Source organism: Streptomyces sp. NPDC047982 (assembly GCF_043204165.1).
In the GTDB taxonomy this organism is placed as follows: domain Bacteria; phylum Actinomycetota; class Actinomycetes; order Streptomycetales; family Streptomycetaceae; genus Streptomyces.
Map to the genome: position 1 here is coordinate 283318 of NZ_JBIDBS010000002.1, position 19511 is coordinate 302828.

Genomic DNA, 19511 nt, shown 5'->3' on the forward strand with positions numbered 1-19511 from the left:
GGGGACAATGGGCGCCATGAGCGTTCGACCTGACACAGAAGCCGCCGCACAGCAGGGCGCCGACCGCGCACCCCACCGGGCCGGCTTCGCCTGCTTCGTGGGCCGCCCCAACGCGGGCAAGTCCACTCTCACGAACGCTCTGGTCGGCCGGAAGGTGGCGATCACCTCCAACCGGCCCCAGACCACCCGGCACACCGTGCGCGGCATCGTGCACCGCGAGGACGCCCAGCTGGTCCTGGTCGATACGCCCGGTCTCCACAAGCCGCGCACGCTGCTGGGCGAGCGGCTCAACGATGTCGTGCGGACCACCTGGGCCGAGGTCGACGTCATCGGCTTCTGCCTGCCCGCCGACCAGAAGCTCGGCCCCGGCGACCGGTTCATCGCCAAGGAGCTCGCGGGCATCAAGAAGACCCCGAAGATCGCCATCGTCACCAAGACCGACCTCGTCGATTCCAAGCAGCTCGCAGAACAGCTCCTCGCCGTGTCCCGCCTCGGCGAGGAACTCGGCTTCGAATGGGCCGAGATCGTCCCGGTCTCGGCGGTCAAGGACAGCCAGGTCGGTCTGCTGGCCGATCTGCTCGCCCCGTTGCTCCCGGAGAGCCCCCCGCTCTACCCGGAGGGCGATCTCACCGACGAGCCCGAGATGGTCATGGTCGCGGAGCTGATCCGGGAGGCCGCGCTCGAAGGCGTGCGCGACGAGCTGCCGCACTCCATCGCCGTCGTCGTCGAGGAGATGCTGCCGCGCGAGGGGCGCCCGGCGGACCGGCCGCTGCTCGACATCCACGCCAACGTCTACATCGAACGCCCGAGCCAGAAGGGCATCATCATCGGCCCGAAGGGCAGGCGGCTGAAGGAAGTCGGCACGAAGTCCCGCAAGCACATCGAGGCGCTGCTCGGTACGCCCGTCTTCCTCGACCTGCACGTGAAGGTCGCCAAGGACTGGCAGCGCGACCCCAAGCAGTTGCGGAAACTGGGCTTCTGAACCCGGCGTACCGGGTCCGGGTCCGGGCCCCAGGCCGCTCGCCGTTCGTCCCGTCAGCCGTGTGCCTGGTCCCCTTCGGGGCCGAGCCGTCTCACGCGCCCTCCTTCAGGACGCGTGAGACCAGGGCGCGCTGCGCGTCGGTCAGCCGGGGGTCCGCGCAGTGCACCGAACGGCCATCCACCGTGATCCGGTACTGGAAGCCGTCCGGCACCCCCCGGGGCGGGAAACCCTGGCCTGCGGCAAGCGCGGATTCGGCCAGCGCCTCCCACTCCGCGGCATCGGCCCGTCCGGAGGTGTCGACCTCGCCGTGGCGTGCGATACCGGCGAAGCCGCCGGTCCTGCTGACCTGAATCCGCATGCGGTTGTCCTCCATCGCTGGACGGGCCGGGCAGGGCCCTGTCGTCGCCGGACGGACCGGAGCACGGGCCCGATCGTCCCGCGTGGCCGGTCCGATCGTCCTACGCGGTCGGAACGCCCACCTCCGACCATGCCTTCAGCACCGCTTCGGTCTCGTCGCCGTTCCCGAAGCGGCTGCGGGCGGCGGCCGCCGTCAACCGGGCGAAGTCCGCGAAGTCCGCGTCCACCGCCAACTCGCCGCCCGTGAGCACATCGAACCAGATCTGCCCGGCCCGCTCCCACGCGTGGCCGCCGAGCGCCGTCGCCAGCACGTAGAACGCGCGGTTCGGAATGCCGGAGTTGATGTGCACCCCGCCGTTGTCCTGACTGGTGCGTACGTAGTCCTCCATCTTCCCCGGCTGCGGATCCTTGCCGAGCACGTCGTCGTCGTAGGCCGTGCCAGGCTCCTTCATCGAGCGCAGCGCGACGCCCTGGACCCCGGGGGCCAGCAGCCCGGCGCCGATCAGCCAGTCCGCCCGGTCCGCGCTCTGACCCAGCGTGTACTGCTTCACCAGCGAGCCGAAGACGTCGGACACCGACTCGTTGAGCGCGCCGGACTGGCCGTAGTAGCTCAGATTGGCGGTGTACTGGGTCAGGCCGTGCGCCAGCTCGTGGGCGATCACATCGATCGGCAGGGTGAAGTCCAGGAAGATCTCGCCGTCGCCGTCGCCGAACACCATCTGCTCGCCGTCGAAGAAGGCGTTGTTGTACTTCTCGTCGTAGTGCACGGAACCGATCAGCGGCAGTCCGTTGTCGTCGATCGAACGGCGGCCGTACACCTTGAACAGGAGGTCGAAGGTGGCACCGAGTCCCGCGTACGCGCGGTTGACGCTCGCGTCCCGCGTCGGCTCCTCGCCCTCGGAGCGGACCTTGGTGCCGGGAAGCCGGGTGCTGTTCCGGCAGTCGTACAGCGTCCGATCGGGCGTGTCGGACGGCTCGCTCCCGGGCGTGCGGGCGGCGGGCGGGGCGGTGGCCGTCGCCATCTGGCGGCGGGTGCGGCGGGCGGCGTCGCTCTCCAGCGTGCGACGGGCCGGACCGGCCAGGTCGGGGTTGTCCGACCGGGAGATCCTGTCGAGGACATGGGGCGGCACGATGGTGCAGAAGACGGGGCGGAACCCGTTCTGATACTGAGGCTGCATACACCCGACTGTGGCAGCACGTAACCGCCTTGTCACCGGTTGCGACGGCGGTTGGTCAGATGGAGTGACCGGCCGCGCCCAGGCGTTTCGAGTGCCCGACCGCGCAAAGAGGTTTCCGGCCCGTGCGACCTCGATGCCGCACGGTGATCGCGATCCCGCACGGCGATCCCGATCCCGCATAGTGATACGGCCCGGACGCATCAGACGTATCTCGGTTACTCTCGTCGCATCATGCGTTTCGGGCTGCTTCTTCTTAGCTGCCGCGGCGAGGGCCTGTAGTCGTAGGCCGACCCCCTCCCCGCGGAGTCTGGTGGTGCAGCGACACGTCGGCCGTCCCCTTGTCGGACCCCGAGGAGCCGCACACCATGACCACCGACCGCCCCGCACCGATGCCCGCCGCGACCGCTGTCGGACGCCCGACGCCGATCACCCATGCCACCCGGATGCAGAAGCCGTCCGGGATGCCGATCCACAAGTACGGCCGGTACGAGGCCGTCGACATCCCCGACCGCACCTGGCCGGACAAGCGGATCACCGTCGCGCCCCGCTGGCTCTCCACCGACCTGCGCGACGGCAACCAGGCTCTGATCGACCCGATGTCGCCGGCCCGCAAGCGCGAGATGTTCGACCTGCTCGTACGCATGGGCTACAAGGAGATCGAGGTCGGCTTCCCGTCCTCCGGCGAGACCGACTTCGCGTTCGTCCGCTCCATCATCGAAGACGGCGCGATCCCCGAGGACGTGACGATCTCCGTCCTGACGCAGGCCCGCGAGGACCTGATCGAGCGGACCGTCGAGTCCCTGATCGGCGCCCGCCGCGCCACCGTGCACCTGTACAACGCCACGGCCCCCACCTTCCGCCGGGTCGTCTTCCGCGGCTCCAAGGACGACATCAAGCAGATCGCCGTCGACGGCACCCGGCTGGTCATGGAGTACGCGGAGAAGCTGCTGGGCCCGGAAACGATCTTCGGCTACCAGTACAGCCCGGAGATCTTCACCGACACCGAACTGGACTTCGCCCTGGAGGTCTGCGAGGCGGTCTGCGACGTCTGGCAGCCCGAGGAGGGGCGCGAGATCATCCTCAACCTGCCCGCGACCGTGGAGCGTTCGACTCCGTCCACGCACGCGGACCGGTTCGAGTGGATGTCGCGGAACCTGACCCGCCGCGAGCACATCTGCCTGTCCGTCCACCCGCACAACGACCGCGGCACCGCCGTCGCCGCCGCCGAACTGGCCCTCATGGCCGGAGCGGACCGGATCGAGGGCTGCCTGTTCGGCCAGGGCGAGCGCACCGGCAACGTCGACCTGGTCACGCTGGGCATGAACCTGTTCTCGCAGGGGGTCGACCCGCAGATCGACTTCTCGCAGATCGACGAGATCCGTCGCACCAGCGAGTACTGCAACCAGATGGAGGTGCACCCGCGCCACCCCTACGCGGGCGACCTCGTCTACACCGCCTTCTCCGGCTCCCACCAGGACGCCATCAAGAAGGGCTTCGACGCCATGGAGGCCGACGCGGCCGCCCGGGGCAAGACCGTCGACGAGATCGAGTGGGCCGTGCCGTACCTGCCGATCGACCCGAAGGACGTCGGCCGCAGTTACGAGGCCGTCATCCGGGTCAACTCGCAGTCCGGCAAGGGCGGAATCGCGTACGTCCTGAAGAACGATCACAAGCTCGACCTGCCGCGCCGGATGCAGATCGAATTCTCCCGGATCATTCAGGCCAAGACCGACGCCGAGGGCGGCGAGGTCACCCCGGCACAGATCTGGTCCGTGTTCCAGGACGAGTACCTGCCCAACCCCGAGAACGCGGCGGCTCAATGGGGTCGCGTGCAGATCCGCTCCGGCCAGTCCACGACCGGCTCCGACGGCAGGGACACGATCACCGTCGAGGCGACCGTGGACGGCACCGACACCGTGCTGACCGGCACCGGCAACGGTCCGATCTCCGCGTTCTTCGAGGCGCTGCAGGCCATCGGCATCGACGCCCGCCTCCTGGACTACACCGAGCACACCATGAGCGAGGGCGCCAGCGCCCAGGCGGCCTCGTACATCGAGTGCGCCATCGACGGACGGGTGCTGTGGGGCATCGGCATCGACGCCAACACCACGCGCGCCTCGCTGAAGGCGGTCGTCTCCGCGGTCAACCGCGCCGGCCGCTGACCCGACCCGCCCACGGGCGCCCGGAGCCGCACGGCCCAGGACCCCGCCCCCTCTCAAGCCGGGGCGGGGTTCGGCCATCTCCGGGGTTGTGACGATCGGGGTACTGACGGCGCCTCGCGACTGTGGTTAACATCACGTCCACGCGGCAATGTTGCCGGAGGGGCACCCCCGTGCCCTGAGGGCCACGGGGGAGTTACGGAGGTGTGCGACGTGCGGTCAGCCCTGGGACGACGCGCCATGAAGCTGCGCATCTGCGGCATCCGCACCGTCTGGGACGCCGTCGGCGACGGAGAGTTCTTCTGCCCCGGCTGCGGCGGCGACCGCAACTACCGCAGGCTCACCGGACGCCGCCGCTTCGCCGTGCTCGGCGTGCCGATGCTGCGCCGCGGCACCACCGGCCCCGTCGTCGAATGCGCCGCCTGCCGGGGGCGCTTCGACACCGATGTGCTCGACCACCCGACCACCACCCGGCTCTCCACGATGCTCCGGGACGCCGTCCACACGGTCGCCCTCGGTGTCCTCGCGGCCGGTGGCACCACCTCCCGCACGGTCCTGCGGACCGCCGCCGCGACCGTGCGCGGCGCGGGCTTCGACGACTGCACGGAGGAACAGCTCTCCACCGTCGTCGAGGTCCTCTCCGCCGACATCGGCCGCGGCTCCGCCTTCGACCCGGCGGCCGAGGCGTGTGGCGCGGCCCTCGCCATCGAACTGCACGAGGCGCTGGAGCCCCTCGCCCCGCACCTGGCCCCCGCCGGACGCGAGGCGATCCTCCTCCAGGGCGCCAGGATCGCCCTCGCCGACGGTCCCTACGGCCCGTCCGAGCGCGAGGTGCTGACCACGGTCGGCGCGGCGCTGCGGATCTGTGCGCAGGACACCGCCCGGCTGCTGGCCGCGGCGGCCCGTACCCCCTCCTGACCGCTCCCGGGACGGGGCCCCTCCCGGGACGTGCGGGTTCGGGGCCCCGTCCCCGTACCGGACAATGGACGCATGAGCTTGTTCCGGGACGACGGCGTGGTGCTGCGCACGCAGAAGCTGGGCGAGGCCGACCGGATCATCACGATCCTCACCCGCGGCCACGGCCGGGTACGGGCCGTGGCGCGCGGGGTGCGGCGCACCAAGTCCAAGTTCGGCGCCCGGCTGGAGCCGTTCTCCCACGTCGACGTGCAGTTCTTCGCCCGGGGCGGCGAACTGGTCGGCCGGGGGCTGCCGCTCTGCACGCAGAGCGAGACGATCGCCCCGTACGGTGGCGGCATCGTCACGGACTATGCCCGCTACACCGCGGGCACCGCGATGCTGGAGACCGCCGAGCGGTTCACCGACCACGAGGGCGAGCCCGCGGTCCAGCAGTATCTGCTGCTCGTCGGCGGGCTGCGCACCCTCGCCCGCGGCGAGCACGAACCGCATCTCGTCCTCGACGCCTTTCTGCTGCGCTCGCTCGCGGTCAACGGCTACGCGCCCAGCTTCGAGGACTGCGCGAGGTGCGGCATGCCCGGGCCGAACCGGTTCTTCTCCGTCGCGGCGGGCGGCGTCGTATGCGGTGACTGCCGGGTGCCCGGCAGCGTCGTACCCTCGACCGAGGCCGTCGGCCTGCTGAGCGCGCTGCTCACCGGCGACTGGGAGACGGCGGACGCGTGCGAGGCGCGTCATGTCAGGGAGGGCAGCGGACTGGTTTCCGCCTATCTGCACTGGCATCTGGAGCGCGGGCTGCGCTCACTGCGGTACGTAGAGAAGTGACACGGACGGATCAGGCACGGATCCGGCATGGATCAGGTACAGGGAGCGAGACAGTTCATGGCAGTACGCGGGATGCTGGGCGGCCGTAACCGGCGCGACTACAAGACCCCGGAGCCGCACCCCTCCGGTGCCACGCCCCCGAGGATCCCCGGCGAGCTGGTGCCCAAGCACGTGGCCATCGTGATGGACGGCAACGGGCGCTGGGCCAAGGAGCGCGGTCTGCCGCGCACCGAGGGGCACAAGGTCGGCGAGGGCGTCGTCATGGACGTCCTCAAGGGCTGCATCGAGATGGGCGTCAAGAACCTCTCGCTGTACGCGTTCTCCACGGAGAACTGGAAGCGGTCCCCGGAGGAGGTGAAGTTCCTGATGAACTTCAACCGGGACGTGATCCGCCGCCGCCGCGACGAGATGGACGAACTGGGCATCCGCATCCGCTGGGTGGGGCGCATGCCGAAGCTGTGGAAGTCCGTCGTCCAGGAGCTCCAGGTCGCCCAGGAGCAGACGAAGGACAACGACCGGATGACGCTGTACTTCTGCGTCAACTACGGCGGCCGGGCCGAGATCGCCGACGCCGCGCAGCGCATCGCGCGGGACGTCGCGGCCGGGAAGCTGGACCCGTCCAAGGTCAACGAGAAGACGTTCGCGAAGTACATCTACTACCCGGACATGCCGGACGTCGACCTGTTCGTGCGTCCCAGCGGCGAGCAGCGCACGTCCAACTACCTGATCTGGCAGAGCGCCTACGCCGAGATGGTCTTCCAGGACGTGCTGTGGCCGGACTTCGACCGCCGCGACCTGTGGCGGGCCTGTCTGGAGTACGCCCAGCGGGACCGGCGGTTCGGAGGCGCGCAGGACACCGTTCCGGCAGCGGGGAAGGGCTGAGCGGACGGGGGGGGCCGGCGCGCACCGCGCCGGCCCCCGCCATCCGGGCCCTCACTCCTTCGTGTCGGCGCGCTCGGCGCACTCCGCGCAGGTTCCGAAGATCTCCACCGTGTGCGCCACGTTCACGTATCCGTGCTGCGTGGCGATCGACTCCGCCCACTGCTCCACGGCGGGACCCTCGACCTCGACGGCCTTGCCGCACATCCGGCACACCAGGTGATGGTGGTGTTCGCCGGTCGAGCAGCGGCGGTACACGGACTCGCCGTCCGTGGTGCGCAGCACGTCCACCTCGCCCGCGTCGGCCAGGGACTGGAGGGTGCGATAGACGGTGGTCAGCCCGACCGAGTCACCGCGGTGCTTGAGCACGTCGTGCAGCTCCTGGGCACTGCGGAACTCGTCCACCTCGTCGAGCGCCGCCGCCACCGCCGCCCGCTGCCGGGTCGACCGGCCACGTACCGGGGCCGCGTTCGTTCCACTGATCGGCGCCGTCGCCACAGCCGCCTCCTCGTGTCGCCCGTACCTGTGTCGGGCCATTGTGCCAGCCCGCCCCGTGGTCACACGCGGAGCTCGTCCTGCGCGGGGCGGCCGGCCGCTGCTTCAAGGGTGCACTCGCCGGGCGCCTCCTCGCCCCGGCGGGCCCGCCGCCGGGCCAGCGGGGTCGCGAGCAGCGTCAGGGTGACGAAGACCACGATGGCCAGCAGCACGATCGTCGCGCCGGGCGGCACGTCCTGGTAGTACGAGGTCACGGTGCCCGCCAGGGTCACCGCCGTGCCGATGACGACCGACAGCACGAACGTCAGCCGGAACGACCGGGAGATCTGCTGCGCCGCCGCGACCGGCACCACCATCAGGGCGCTGACCAGCAGCAGCCCGACGACCCGCATCGCCACGGTGACGGTCACCGCCGCGGTCACGGCGACCAGCAGGTTCAGCGCGCGCACCGGCAGCCCGGTGACGCGGGCGAACTCCTCGTCCTGGCTGACCGCGAACAGCTGCCGCCGCAGCCCCAGCGTCACCAGCAGGACGAAGGCGGCCAGCAGGCAGATCGCCGTGATGTCCTCGGGGGAGACCGTGGCGAGCGAGCCGAAGAGGTACGAGGTGAGGTTGGCGTTGGAGCCGGTGTCGGAGAGGTTGATCAGCAGCACGCCGCCCGCCATCCCGCCGTAGAACAGCATGGCCAGCGCGATGTCGCCGCGGGTGCGCCCGTACCAGCGGATCAGCTCCATCACCACGGAGCCGGCGACGGCGACCGCCGTGGCCATCCACACCGGGCTGGTGGACAGCAGGAAGCCGAGGCCGACGCCGGTCATCGCGATGTGGCCGATGCCGTCGCCCATCAGGGCCTGGCGGCGCTGGACGAGGTAGACGCCGACGGACGGGGCGATGACGCCGACCAGGACGGCGGCGAGCAGGGCCCGCTGCATGAAGGGGGGATCGAGGAATTCCATGGTCAGCTCAGCAGTCCGGTCCGGACGGGCTCGGCGGCCGCGTGGGGGTGTACATGGTCGTGTCCGGGCAGGGCGTGCTGGCCCACTGCCTTCGGGGGCGCCCCGTCGTGCGTCACGCAGCCGTCGCGCAGCACGACGGCGCGGTCGATCAGCGGCTCCAGCGGGCCGAGCTCGTGCAGCACCAGCAGCACCGTGGCACCGGCGGCGACCTGTTCGCGGAGCGTCGTGGCGAGGATCTCCTGGCTGCCCAGGTCGACGCCGGCCATCGGCTCGTCCATGATCAGCAGCTCCGGTTCGGCGGCCAGCGCCCGGGCGATCAGCACGCGCTGGTGCTGCCCGCCGGAGAGCGCGTTCACCGAGTCCCCGGCCCGGTCGCTCAGGCCGACCAGTTCGATGGCCCGGTCGACGGCGGCCCGGTCCGCCTTGCGGAGCGGGCCCAGCCGCCTACGGGAGAGCCGCCCGGACGAGACGACCTCGCGGATCGTGGCGGGCACGCCGCCCGAGGCGGTGGTGCGCTGGGGCACGTAGCCGACACGGGACCAGGCGCGGAAGCGTCGCAGCGGGGTGCCGAACAGTTCGACGGAGCCGCCGGTGAGCGGGACCTGGCCGATGACGGACCGCACGGCGGTCGACTTGCCCGAGCCGTTCGCGCCGAGCAGGGCGACGACCTCGCCGCGGTGGACCGTCAGGTCGATGCCGCGCAGCACCGCACGCGCGCCGAGCGTGGCCGTGGCGCCCCTGAGGGCTATCACGGGGTCGGTCGTGGTGCTCCCGGACTCGGGCATGAGAGCCTCCGATGCTGCTGTGGCGGTTGTCGCGTGGGCCACGGTCGCCGCGGTCGCCACGTGGGACGCGGCTGTCGCGCGGGCCGTTCGTGCTGTCTGGGTCGTGCGGGTCACTTCGCGCCGAGCGCCTTCTGCAGCGCGGCGAGGTTGGACCGCATGACCTCGAGGTAGTCGTCGCCCTTCGACCTGTCCGTGATTCCCTCCAGCGGGTCCAGGACGTCGGTCTTCAGGCCGGTGTCCCGGGCGAGGGTCTTCGCGGTCCTGTCGCTGGCGAGGGTCTCGAAGAACACAGTGGTGACCTTCTCCTTCTTCGCGATGGTGTGGATCTCGTTGATCCGGGCCGGGCTGGGCTCGGCCTCGGGGTCGACGCCGGCGATGCCCTCCTGGGTGAGGCCGTAGCGCTCGGCGAGATATCCGAAGGCGGAGTGGGTGGTGATGAAGGTCCTGGTCGTGGTGGACTTCAGGCCCGTCTCGTACGCCGTGTTCAGCGCGTCGATCTTCCCGACCAGCTCTCGCGTGTTCTTGCGGTAGTCGGCGGCGTGGTCGGGGTCGGCCTTCTCCAACGACTTTCCGACGCCCTCGGCGACCTCGGCGTACTTCACCGGGTCCAGCCAGATGTGGGGGTCGCCTCCGGTCACGTCGCCGTGGTGCTCGTGACCGTGCTCGTCGTCCCCGGCGTGGTCGTGCTCGTCGCCGCCGGTCTCGGTGCCGTGGTCCTCCAGTTTCGTGAGCTTCGAGGCGTCGACGGCGTTCTTGGCGCCGGACTGCTCGACGGCGTCGTCGACGGCGGGCTGGATGCCCTTGAGGTAGAGGATGTAGTCGGCGTCGCTCAGCCCGCCGATCTGCCTCGGGCTGAGCTCCAGGTCGTGCGGTTCGACGCCCGGCTTGGTCAGCGTGGTGACCGAGACGTTCTTCCCGCCGATCTGCTCGGCCAGGAACTGCATCGGATAGAACGAAGCCACCACGTTCAGCTTGTCGCCGTTCTTGTGGTCGGCGGCGTCCGAGGAGGAGCAGGCCGTGAGGGCGGTGAGGCCGAGGGCGACCGCTCCGACGAGGGTGGTGGTGGGTATGAGGCGGCTGACGTTCATGACAGTCATTTTCAATGAAATTGGAAACGATTGTCAACAAGGATGATGAGATGGTCGCGCGGCCGATCGGACCGCCACCGATTTGATCCGAGGGGCGGGCCCGCCGGTAATCTGTAGCATTCGACGTTCGTCCTCGTAATGAAGAGAGCACCGTGGCCGCCGACAAGATCGACTCCATCGTCAGCCTGAGCAAGCGCCGTGGCTTCGTCTATCCCTGCAGTGAGATCTACGGTGGTCAGCGCGCCGCCTGGGACTACGGACCGCTGGGCGTCGAGCTGAAGGAGAACCTCAAGCGCCAGTGGTGGCGCTACATGGTCACCTCGCGCGAGGACGTGGTCGGAGTCGACTCGTCGGTCATCCTTGCCTCCGAGGTGTGGGTCGCCTCCGGTCACGTCGCCACGTTCACCGATCCGCTGACCGAGTGCACCTCCTGCCACAAGCGCTTCCGCGCCGACCACCTGGAGGAGGCGTACGAGGAGAAGCACGGCCACCTCCCCGCGAACGGCCTGACCGACCTCAACTGCCCCAACTGCGGCAACAAGGGCACGTTCACCGAGCCCAAGCAGTTCTCCGGTCTGCTCTCCACCCACCTCGGCCCGACCCAGGACTCCGGCTCCGTCGCCTACCTGCGCCCCGAGACCGCCCAGGGCATCTTCACCAACTTCGGCCAGGTGCAGCAGACCTCGCGCAAGAAGCCGCCGTTCGGCATCGCCCAGATGGGCAAGTCCTTCCGGAACGAGATCACTCCGGGCAACTTCATCTTCCGCACCCGCGAGTTCGAGCAGATGGAGATGGAGTTCTTCGTCAAGCCGGGCGAGGACGAGAAGTGGCACGAGTACTGGATGGAGCAGCGCTGGAACTGGTACACCGGCCTGGGCCTGCGCGAGGAGAACATGCGGTGGTACGACCACCCGCAGGAGAAGCTCTCGCACTACTCCAAGCGCACCGCCGACATCGAGTACCGCTTCCGCTTCGGCGGCAGCGAGTGGGGTGAGCTGGAGGGCGTCGCCAACCGCACGGACTACGACCTCAAGGCGCACTCCAAGGCGTCCGGCACCGACCTGTCGTTCTTCGACCAGGAGGCCGGCGAGCGCTGGACCCCGTACGTCATCGAGCCGGCAGCCGGCGTCGGCCGCGCGATGCTCGCCTTCCTCCTCGACGCCTACATCGAGGACGAGGCGCCGAACGCCAAGGGCGTCATGGAGAAGCGCACCGTGATGCGCCTCGACCCGCGCCTCGCGCCGGTCAAGGTCGCCGTGCTCCCGCTGTCCCGCAACCCGCAGCTGTCGCCGAAGGCCAAGGGCCTCGCCGCCGACCTGCGGCAGAACTGGAACATCGAGTTCGACGACGCGGGCGCCATCGGCCGCCGCTACCGCCGCCAGGACGAGATCGGTACGCCGTTCTGCGTCACCGTCGACTTCGACACCCTGGACGACAACGCGGTGACCGTGCGCGAGCGCGACACCATGAAGCAGGAGCGCGTCTCCCTGGACCAGATCCAGGCGTACCTCGGCGCCCGCCTGATCGGCTGCTGACACCTTCTCGCGCCGCTCGGTCCGTTTGCCTGATGCGGCACTAGCACCGGCCGGAGCCCCCGGTTCCCCGCACCCCGCGCGCAGGAGCCGGGGGCTCCGTCGTATGCCGTCCGGGGCCGGACGGTCCCGGACGGCATACGGCGTGCGGGCGGTCCGGGGCGGCGCGGCGCGGGAAAACCGGGTGCGGCGGCGGACGGGGCCGCAGTACGGTGCCGCCATGTCTTCTTCGTTCTTCCAGATCTACGAGTGAGAGCGCGGCGGGTCCGAGCACCCGCCGCCCACCGGATCGATCAGAGGCCGACTCGGACCTCCTTCCCCCTCTCGCCCTTCACCATGAATGGGAGAACACCGTGGCCAAGAGCCGCAACAGCCTCCTCGGCGTGGGCGGACAGCGCAAGAAGCTGTCCCGCGCCGATCAGCAGGGCATGGGCCCCGCGCGCCAGGCCGACCGCAAGGCGGCAGCCGACCAGAAGCAGGAACTGCTGCGCAAGATGCGCGAGCGCACGGGGCCGGCTCCGGACGCCGCGCGCGACGAGTCGTCGTCGGACGACTCGACCCAGCCGGACGCGACCGAGCAGGACGGCGCGGCGCAGAACTGACACCTCATCAACCCCCGTACCCCGTGGGCCCGGATCACCTGAGTGCATCCGGGCCCACGCCCTTGTCCGGCGACGGTCAGGAGCGTCGAACGCCCTTTGGCGAACCGAGGTCACGAACGTCTGCCACGGGGCGGGCGGGAACCGCAGGACGGGCCGCTTCGGTTCCTGGAACCGTGTGTCGGTGCCCAGGTGCGTCGGCAGCGCAGGCGCGTCGAAGTGACCGGGCGGCGGCCGGAGCGGCCTCAGGCCCTGGAGCTCACCGAGGGCTGAATCCCGGCGGGGCCGGCCGTCCGGTCCTCCAGGCACGCGGCGGTCCGACGCGCCGTCTCCTGTGCCCAGCGTCCGCTGGTCAGCGCCCCCACCAGCAGCACGCACAGCCCGCAGCCGGTGATGATCCACCAGGCGGGCCTGCCCGCGTCCACGAAGGCGGCCGCGTACGCGGAGCCGCGCGGCGACCCGGTCCCGGCCACGCCCGCCGCGAGCACCGCGCCGATCACGGCGACCCCGAGCGTGCCGCCGACCTGCCGACTGGTCGAGGCGACCGCGGCCGCCACACCGGCCTGGGTGCGCGGCATGCCGGAGACGGCCGTGTCGGTGATCGGCGCGTTCACCATGCCGAAGCCGATGCCGAACAGCACGTACCCGGTGAACAGCAGGGCGTTGTCCGTCTCCGCCTCGAACGCGGCGAACATCAGCCCGCACGCCGTCATGGCCGTCCCGGCCACGAGCAGCGGCAGCCGCGGGCCCCGGCTGCCGACGAGCCGCCCCGACAGCGGGGCGCAGACGAAGGTCAGGGCCGCCATCGGCAGCATGTACAGACCGGCGTGCAGCGCGCTCAGCCCGCGCACGTTTTGCAGGTACAGCGTGTTGAGGAACAGGAACCCGCTCAGCGCGGCGAACGAGCAGACCGCTATGGCGGTGGCCCCGCTGAACGGGGCGCTGCGGAAGAACCGCAGGTCGATGAGGGGATCGGCGCGCCGCGGCTCGTACAGCAGCAGCCCGGCGAGGGCGGCGGCGGCGAGTACGGCGAGTCCGAGAACGTGCGGCGCGGACCAGCCCGCCGTCGGCGTCTCGATGATCACGTACGTCAGCGAGCCGAGCAGCGCCATCACCAGCAGTTGCCCCACCGGGTCCGGGCGGCGCGGCTTCGGGGCGCGGGACTCGGGGACGTAGCGCCAGGTGAGCAGCAGCGCGAGGAGGCCGACAGGCAGATTGACCCAGAAGATCGACCGCCAGCCGACCGAGTCCACCAGCAGCCCACCGACCAGCGGACCCGCCGCCATGGAGATGCCGACCACGCCACCCCACACCCCGATGGCGCGGGCCCGCTCGCGCGGTTCGGTGAAGGTGTTGGTGATGATCGACATCGCCACCGGGTTCAGCATCGAACCGCCCACCGCCTGCACCATCCGGAACGCCACCAGCGACTCCAGGTTCGGTGCCAGGGAACAGAGCAGCGAGCCGAGGGTGAAGAGGACCAGCCCGGTTTGGAACACCCTGCGCCGACCGATCCGGTCGGCGGTGGAACCCGCGAGCATCAACAGCGAGGCCAGGACGAGGGTGTAGGCGTCGATCGTCCACTGCATGCCCGCGACGTCGGCGTGCAGTTCCTTCTGGATGGAGGGAAGGGCGACGTTCAGGACGGTGTTGTCGAGGCTGACGATCAGCAGACTCATGCAGCAGATCGCCAGCACCAGTTGCCGTCGGCGGCGGCTGAGCTCGGGCATGCATCGATAGTACGGTTAACTAATGAATCCCGCCGAGCGGCCGGGACCGTTCGGGTCGAGTCGGGTCGCGTCCGGTCGACCGGCTCCGGTCGAGCAGGCCGCGGCCCTCTCCGACCGCTCCCGTCCGTTCCCGCTGGTTCCCGCGGGCTCCCTCCTGTGCGGGTGCGGTCCGCCGGTGGCGCGTTCCGCGCCGTACACGGCGGCAGACCGCTGGGCGTCGTACGCGACAATGGAGCAATGACCACGTTCGCCCCCTCGCTCCCACAGCTCCGGATCGGCCCGCACACGGTGCAGCCGCCGGTGGTGCTCGCCCCCATGGCCGGCATCACCAACGCCCCGTTCCGCACTCTGTGCCGGGAGTTCTCCGGGGGCAAGGGGCTGTTCGTCAGCGAGATGATCACCACCCGGGCGCTGGTCGAGCGCAACGAGAAGACCATGCAGCTGATTCACTTCGACGCGAGCGAGACCCCGCGCTCCATCCAGCTGTACGGGGTGGACCCGGTCACCGTCGGCAAGGCCGTTCGCATGATCGTCGACGAGGACCTCGCCGACCACATCGATCTGAACTTCGGCTGCCCGGTCCCCAAGGTGACCCGCAAGGGCGGCGGCTCCGCGCTCCCGTACAAGCGGCCGCTGCTGCGCGCGATCCTCAACCAGGCGGTCTCCAACGCGGGCGATCTGCCGGTCACCATCAAGATGCGCAAGGGCATCGACGACGACCACCTCACCTATCTCGACGCGGGCCGGATCGCCGTCGAGGAGGGTGTCAAGGCCGTCGCCCTGCACGGCAGGACGACCGCCCAGCACTACGGCGGCAGCGCCGACTGGGACGCCATCGCCCGGCTCAAGGAGCACGTCCCGGAGATCCCGGTGCTCGGCAACGGCGACATCTGGTGCGCGGACGACGCCCACCGGATGATGCGCGAGACCGGCTGCGACGGCGTGGTCGTCGGGCGTGGCTGCCTGGGCCGCCCCTGGCTCTTCGGCGACCTGGTGAGCGCGTTCGAGGGTACGGGCGCGAGGCGGGCGCCCCGGCTGCGCGAGGTGGCCGACGTGATGCTGCGGCACGCGACGCTGCTGGGGGAGTGGCTCGGCGACGAGGCGCGGGGCGTGATCGACTTCCGCAAGCACGTCGCCTGGTACCTCAAGGGCTTCTCGGTCGGCTCGGAGATGCGCAAGAAGCTGGCGGTCACCTCGTCACTCGACGAATTGGGTGCGCAACTGACCGAGCTGGACCTGGATCAGCCGTGGCCGGACGGCGCGGACGGGCCGCGCGGGCGCACCTCGGGCAACAACCGCGTGGTGCTGCCGGACGGCTGGCTGAAGGACCCGTACGACTGCGCGGGCGTGAGCGCGGACGCGGAACTGGACACATCGGGCGGCTGAGCCGGGAGCGGCCGACCTGCGACCGGGTGGTTCGGTCGGCCGACGGCCGGTCCGGGTGAGTGACGGCAGTCGGCGGCCGGTCCTGTAGTGGCCCGTCGGGGTGGTGCACCCCCGGCGGGCCCTTCGCGTATCCCTCTTCGCTTCCGCCGCCCCGTCGTGCGGCCGGGGTCCCTCGTCCCGGGCTCGTCGCCCGTGCCGCTGGGCCGCTGGGTCGAGGGCGCGCCCTCGCGTCCGCGCGGTTCGGCGTGGGCACACTGAGTGACCTGGCGCCCCTCCCGATGCTCGTGCCCCTCTCGCCCCTGAGGCACCGCGTGCCGCAGCGGAGGGCGCACTCATTTGAGCGTGAGATCCGGCCAGGTTCGGCGGCATTCAGCCAGAAAGGCACCCCTCAGGCACTCGTCAAGCGTGCCGTGAAGCGGGTTTGCTCACGCTGAGCATTGACTTGTTGACCGAGGGGTGACCGTCGGTCGCTTTTCATCTGTCCGAATGGTGACATCTGAGCGTCGGCCATAGAGTGATTCTCGCCACCTTGAGAGCCAGCCCGCTCAAATGAGCGCAATGGTGTGGGCTGCATTTCTCAAATGATGGCACTCGGTGCCAGCGCCTCACATTTTGATCGATCGACGCTTCCGTTGCGCAGAGTTGCCAAAAGGGGGAACATTGGCTGCGACGAGTGGTTACTCGTTCAAGAAGTGAACGCTTTTCTTTCGTCGGAGGACGGGCTGTGTCACTTTCGATCTGCTGGCGGACGAGTGGCTGAGCCCCCATGACGCGTAAGTGGACGTACCCAGACACCTTCGATCTGGGTATGTTCCTCGCCGTCAGGGCAGCCACCGCGTCTTCGAGGAGTCGAGACCGTGTCGGAAAACAAAGATCCCCAGGTATCCACCCCGGACTCCCGGGAGTCCCAGGGCCAGAAGTTCGTCTACGACTTCACCGAGGGCAACAAGGATCTGAAGGACCTCCTCGGGGGGAAGGGCGCGAACCTCGCCGAGATGACCAACCTCGGTCTCCCCGTTCCCCCGGGCTTCACCATCACCACCGAGGCGTGCAAGGTCTACCTGGAGAGCGGCGTGGAGCCGGCCGAGCTGCGCGACGAGGTCAGCGCGCACCTCGACGCACTCGAGTCGCGGATGGGCAAGAAGCTCGGCCAGGAGGACGACCCGCTGCTGGTCTCGGTCCGTTCCGGTGCGAAGTTCTCGATGCCCGGCATGATGGACACGGTCCTCAACATCGGTCTCTCCGACGAGTCCGTGGCCGGTCTCGCCACGCAGGCCGGCGACGAGCGGTTCGCGTGGGACTCCTACCGGCGTCTCATCCAGATGTTCGGGAAGACCGTGCTCGGCGTCGACGGCGACCTCTTCGAGGAGGCGCTGGAGGCGGCGAAGGAGGCCAAGGGCGTCACGGTCGACGTGGATCTCGACGCGGCCGACCTGAAGAAGCTCGTCAAGCAGTTCAAGAAGATCGTCTCGGGCGAGGCCGGACGCGACTTCCCGCAGGACCCGCGCGAGCAGATGGACCTGGCCATAAAGGCGGTCTTCGACTCGTGGAACACCGACCGGGCCAAGCTCTACCGCCGTCAGGAGCGCATTCCCGGCGACCTCGGCACGGCCGTCAACGTCTGCTCGATGGTCTTCGGCAACCTCGGCCCCGACTCCGGGACGGGCGTCGCGTTCACCCGTGACCCGGCCAGCGGCCACCAGGGCGTCTACGGCGACTACCTGCAGAACGCGCAGGGAGAGGACGTCGTCGCCGGTATCCGCAACACGGTGCCGCTCGCCGATCTGGAGTCGATCGACAAGAAGTCGTACGACCAGCTGATGCAGATCATGGAGACGCTCGAAACGCACTACAAGGACCTGTGCGACATCGAGTTCACCATCGAGCGCGGCCGACTGTGGATGCTGCAGACCCGGGTCGGCAAGCGCACCGCCGGTGCCGCCTTCCGGATCGCGACCCAGCTCGTCGACCAGGGCCTGATCGACGAGGCCGAGGCGCTCCAGCGGGTCAACGGGGCGCAGCTCGCGCAGCTTATGTTCCCCCGCTTCGACGAGGAGGCGGACACCGAACTGCTCGGCCGGGGCATCGCCGCCTCGCCCGGCGCCGCGGTCGGCAAGGCCGTGTTCGACTCGTACACCGCGGTGAAGTGGTCCCGGTCCGGCGAGAAGGTCATCCTCATCCGCCGCGAGACCAACCCCGACGACCTCGACGGCATGATCGCCGCCGAGGGCATCCTGACCTCGCGCGGCGGCAAGACCTCGCACGCCGCCGTCGTCGCCCGCGGCATGGGCAAGACCTGCGTCTGCGGTGCCGAGGAGCTGGAGGTCGACACCAAGCGCCGCCGGATGACGGTGGGCGGCCGGGTCGTCGAGGAGGGCGACGTCGTCTCCATCGACGGCTCCACCGGCAAGGTGTACCTGGGCGAGGTGCCCGTCGTGCCGTCCCCGGTGGTCGAGTACTTCGAGGGCCGGATGCACGCGGGCGCCGACGATGCCGACGAGCTGGTCTCCGCCGTGCACCGGATCATGGCCTACGCGGACCGGGTGCGCCGGCTGCGGGTGCGGGCCAACGCCGACAACGCCGAGGACGCGCTGCGGGCCCGCCGCTTCGGCGCCCAGGGCATCGGCCTGTGCCGTACCGAGCACATGTTCCTCGGTGAGCGGCGCGGGCTGGTCGAGAAGCTGATCCTCGCGGACACCGACGACGAGCGCGAATCCGCGCTGGCGGAGCTGCTCCCGCTTCAGAAGGCCGACTTCATCGAGCTGTTCGAGGCGATGGACGGACTGCCCGTCACCGTACGGCTGCTGGACCCGCCGCTGCACGAGTTCCTGCCCGACATCACCGAGCTCTCGGTACGGGTCGCGCTCGCCGAGGCTCGTCAGGACGCCAACGAGAACGACCTGCGGCTGCTCCAGGCGGTGCACAAGCTGCACGAGCAGAACCCGATGCTCGGTCTGCGCGGGGTCCGCCTCGGCCTCGTCATCCCCGGGCTGTTCGCCATGCAGGTTCGGGCGATCGCGGAGGCCGCGGCCGAGCGCAAGAACGCCAAGGGCGACCCGCGCGCCGAGATCATGATTCCGCTCGTCGGCACGGTCCAGGAGCTGGAGATCGTCCGTGAGGAGGCCGACCACGTCATCGCCGAGGTCGAAGCGGTCACCGGCACCCAGCTGAAGCTGACCATCGGCACCATGATCGAGCTGCCGCGCGCCGCGCTGACCGCCGGGCAGATCGCCGAGGCCGCGCAGTTCTTCTCCTTCGGCACGAACGACCTGACCCAGACGGTGTGGGGCTTCTCCCGGGACGACGTGGAGGCATCGTTCTTCACCGCGTACCTGGAGAAGGGCATCTTCGGGGTGTCGCCGTTCGAGACGATCGACAAGGACGGCGTCGGCTCGCTGGTCCGCAGCGCCGTCGAGGCCGGCCGGGCCACCCGCCCGGACCTGAAGCTGGGCGTCTGCGGCGAGCACGGCGGCGACCCGGAATCGGTGCACTTCTTCCACGAGGTGGGTCTGGACTACGTGTCCTGCTCCCCGTTCCGCATTCCCGTCGCCCGCCTCGAAGCGGGCCGGGCGGCGGCGGAATCCGTCGGCAGCGACAGTCGCTGACGCGGTCCGTCCCCTGAGCCCGGGACCGCCGCCCGCCGGTTCG

Annotated in this window: 16 protein-coding genes; 9 read left to right on the forward strand and 7 right to left on the reverse strand. The window is 70.0% G+C overall.

Going from position 1 to position 19511, the window contains the following annotated elements; translation table 11 throughout:
• The first annotated feature begins 7 nt into the window (after positions 1 to 7).
• The gene (gene era, locus ACGF2V_RS03115) at positions 8 to 982 is read left to right on the forward strand and encodes a GTPase Era (protein WP_362620486.1); all 975 of its coding nucleotides are present in this window, start codon (positions 8 to 10) and stop codon (positions 980 to 982) included.
• A gap of 91 nt (positions 983 to 1073) precedes the next feature.
• Here era and ACGF2V_RS03120 read toward each other — a convergent pair whose 3' ends face one another.
• Entirely contained in the window at positions 1074 to 1340 is a 267-nt protein-coding gene (locus ACGF2V_RS03120; protein ID WP_362620488.1) for a protealysin inhibitor emfourin, read from the reverse strand.
• Between the two features lie 100 nt (positions 1341 to 1440).
• On the reverse strand, positions 1441 to 2517 hold the full coding sequence (locus ACGF2V_RS03125; protein ID WP_362620490.1) for a M4 family metallopeptidase: 1077 nt from the start codon (positions 2515 to 2517) through the stop codon (positions 1441 to 1443).
• A 365-nt stretch (positions 2518 to 2882) separates the two neighbouring features.
• Between ACGF2V_RS03125 and leuA the strand changes: the two genes are divergently transcribed.
• The 4 genes from leuA to ACGF2V_RS03145 all read left to right on the forward strand — a co-directional run bounded on the left by leuA (position 2883) and on the right by ACGF2V_RS03145 (position 7295).
• Positions 2883 to 4679, forward strand: coding sequence for a 2-isopropylmalate synthase (gene leuA / locus ACGF2V_RS03130; protein WP_362704325.1), 1797 nt, complete (start codon positions 2883 to 2885; stop codon positions 4677 to 4679).
• Positions 4680 to 4916: 237 nt separating this feature from the next.
• Positions 4917 to 5594, forward strand: coding sequence for a TerB family tellurite resistance protein (locus ACGF2V_RS03135; RefSeq protein ID WP_362620670.1), 678 nt, complete (start codon positions 4917 to 4919; stop codon positions 5592 to 5594).
• Between the two features lie 72 nt (positions 5595 to 5666).
• Positions 5667 to 6413, forward strand: a complete 747-nt coding sequence (recO, locus tag ACGF2V_RS03140; RefSeq protein ID WP_362620494.1) for a DNA repair protein RecO — start codon at positions 5667 to 5669, stop codon at positions 6411 to 6413.
• A gap of 57 nt (positions 6414 to 6470) precedes the next feature.
• A complete protein-coding gene (locus ACGF2V_RS03145; RefSeq protein WP_362620496.1) occupies positions 6471 to 7295 on the forward strand; it encodes an isoprenyl transferase in 825 nt (274 codons plus the stop codon).
• A 51-nt stretch (positions 7296 to 7346) separates the two neighbouring features.
• Here ACGF2V_RS03145 and ACGF2V_RS03150 read toward each other — a convergent pair whose 3' ends face one another.
• The 4 genes from ACGF2V_RS03150 to ACGF2V_RS03165 all read right to left on the reverse strand — a co-directional run bounded on the left by ACGF2V_RS03150 (position 7347) and on the right by ACGF2V_RS03165 (position 10616).
• Positions 7347 to 7790, reverse strand: coding sequence for a Fur family transcriptional regulator (locus ACGF2V_RS03150; RefSeq protein ID WP_362620498.1), 444 nt, complete (start codon positions 7788 to 7790; stop codon positions 7347 to 7349).
• 59 nt (positions 7791 to 7849) lie between these two features.
• A complete protein-coding gene (locus ACGF2V_RS03155) occupies positions 7850 to 8743 on the reverse strand; it encodes a metal ABC transporter permease (RefSeq protein WP_362704328.1) in 894 nt (297 codons plus the stop codon).
• 2 nt (positions 8744 to 8745) lie between these two features.
• Positions 8746 to 9528, reverse strand: a complete 783-nt coding sequence (locus tag ACGF2V_RS03160) for a metal ABC transporter ATP-binding protein (protein WP_362620501.1) — start codon at positions 9526 to 9528, stop codon at positions 8746 to 8748.
• A 110-nt stretch (positions 9529 to 9638) separates the two neighbouring features.
• A complete protein-coding gene (locus ACGF2V_RS03165; RefSeq protein ID WP_362704330.1) occupies positions 9639 to 10616 on the reverse strand; it encodes a metal ABC transporter substrate-binding protein in 978 nt (325 codons plus the stop codon).
• A gap of 152 nt (positions 10617 to 10768) precedes the next feature.
• Here ACGF2V_RS03165 and ACGF2V_RS03170 point away from each other — a divergent pair, with 152 nt between their 5' ends.
• Positions 10769 to 12151: a glycine--tRNA ligase gene (locus ACGF2V_RS03170; RefSeq protein WP_362620505.1), complete on the forward strand. Its 1383-nt coding sequence runs from the start codon at positions 10769 to 10771 to the stop codon at positions 12149 to 12151.
• Positions 12152 to 12501: 350 nt separating this feature from the next.
• A complete protein-coding gene (locus ACGF2V_RS03175; RefSeq protein ID WP_362704333.1) occupies positions 12502 to 12750 on the forward strand; it encodes a DUF6243 family protein in 249 nt (82 codons plus the stop codon).
• A gap of 242 nt (positions 12751 to 12992) precedes the next feature.
• On the opposite strand, the gene ACGF2V_RS03180 is transcribed toward ACGF2V_RS03175, so the two are convergent.
• A complete protein-coding gene (locus ACGF2V_RS03180) occupies positions 12993 to 14477 on the reverse strand; it encodes an MFS transporter (protein WP_362620508.1) in 1485 nt (494 codons plus the stop codon).
• 237 nt (positions 14478 to 14714) lie between these two features.
• Here ACGF2V_RS03180 and dusB point away from each other — a divergent pair, with 237 nt between their 5' ends.
• Positions 14715 to 15863 carry a tRNA dihydrouridine synthase DusB gene (gene dusB, locus ACGF2V_RS03185; RefSeq protein WP_362620509.1) on the forward strand — a complete coding sequence of 383 codons (1149 nt, stop codon included), beginning with the start codon at positions 14715 to 14717 and terminating at the stop codon, positions 15861 to 15863.
• Between the two features lie 857 nt (positions 15864 to 16720).
• Entirely contained in the window at positions 16721 to 19468 is a 2748-nt protein-coding gene (gene ppdK, locus ACGF2V_RS03190; protein WP_362620511.1) for a pyruvate, phosphate dikinase, read from the forward strand.
• Positions 19469 to 19511 lie beyond the last annotated feature (43 nt).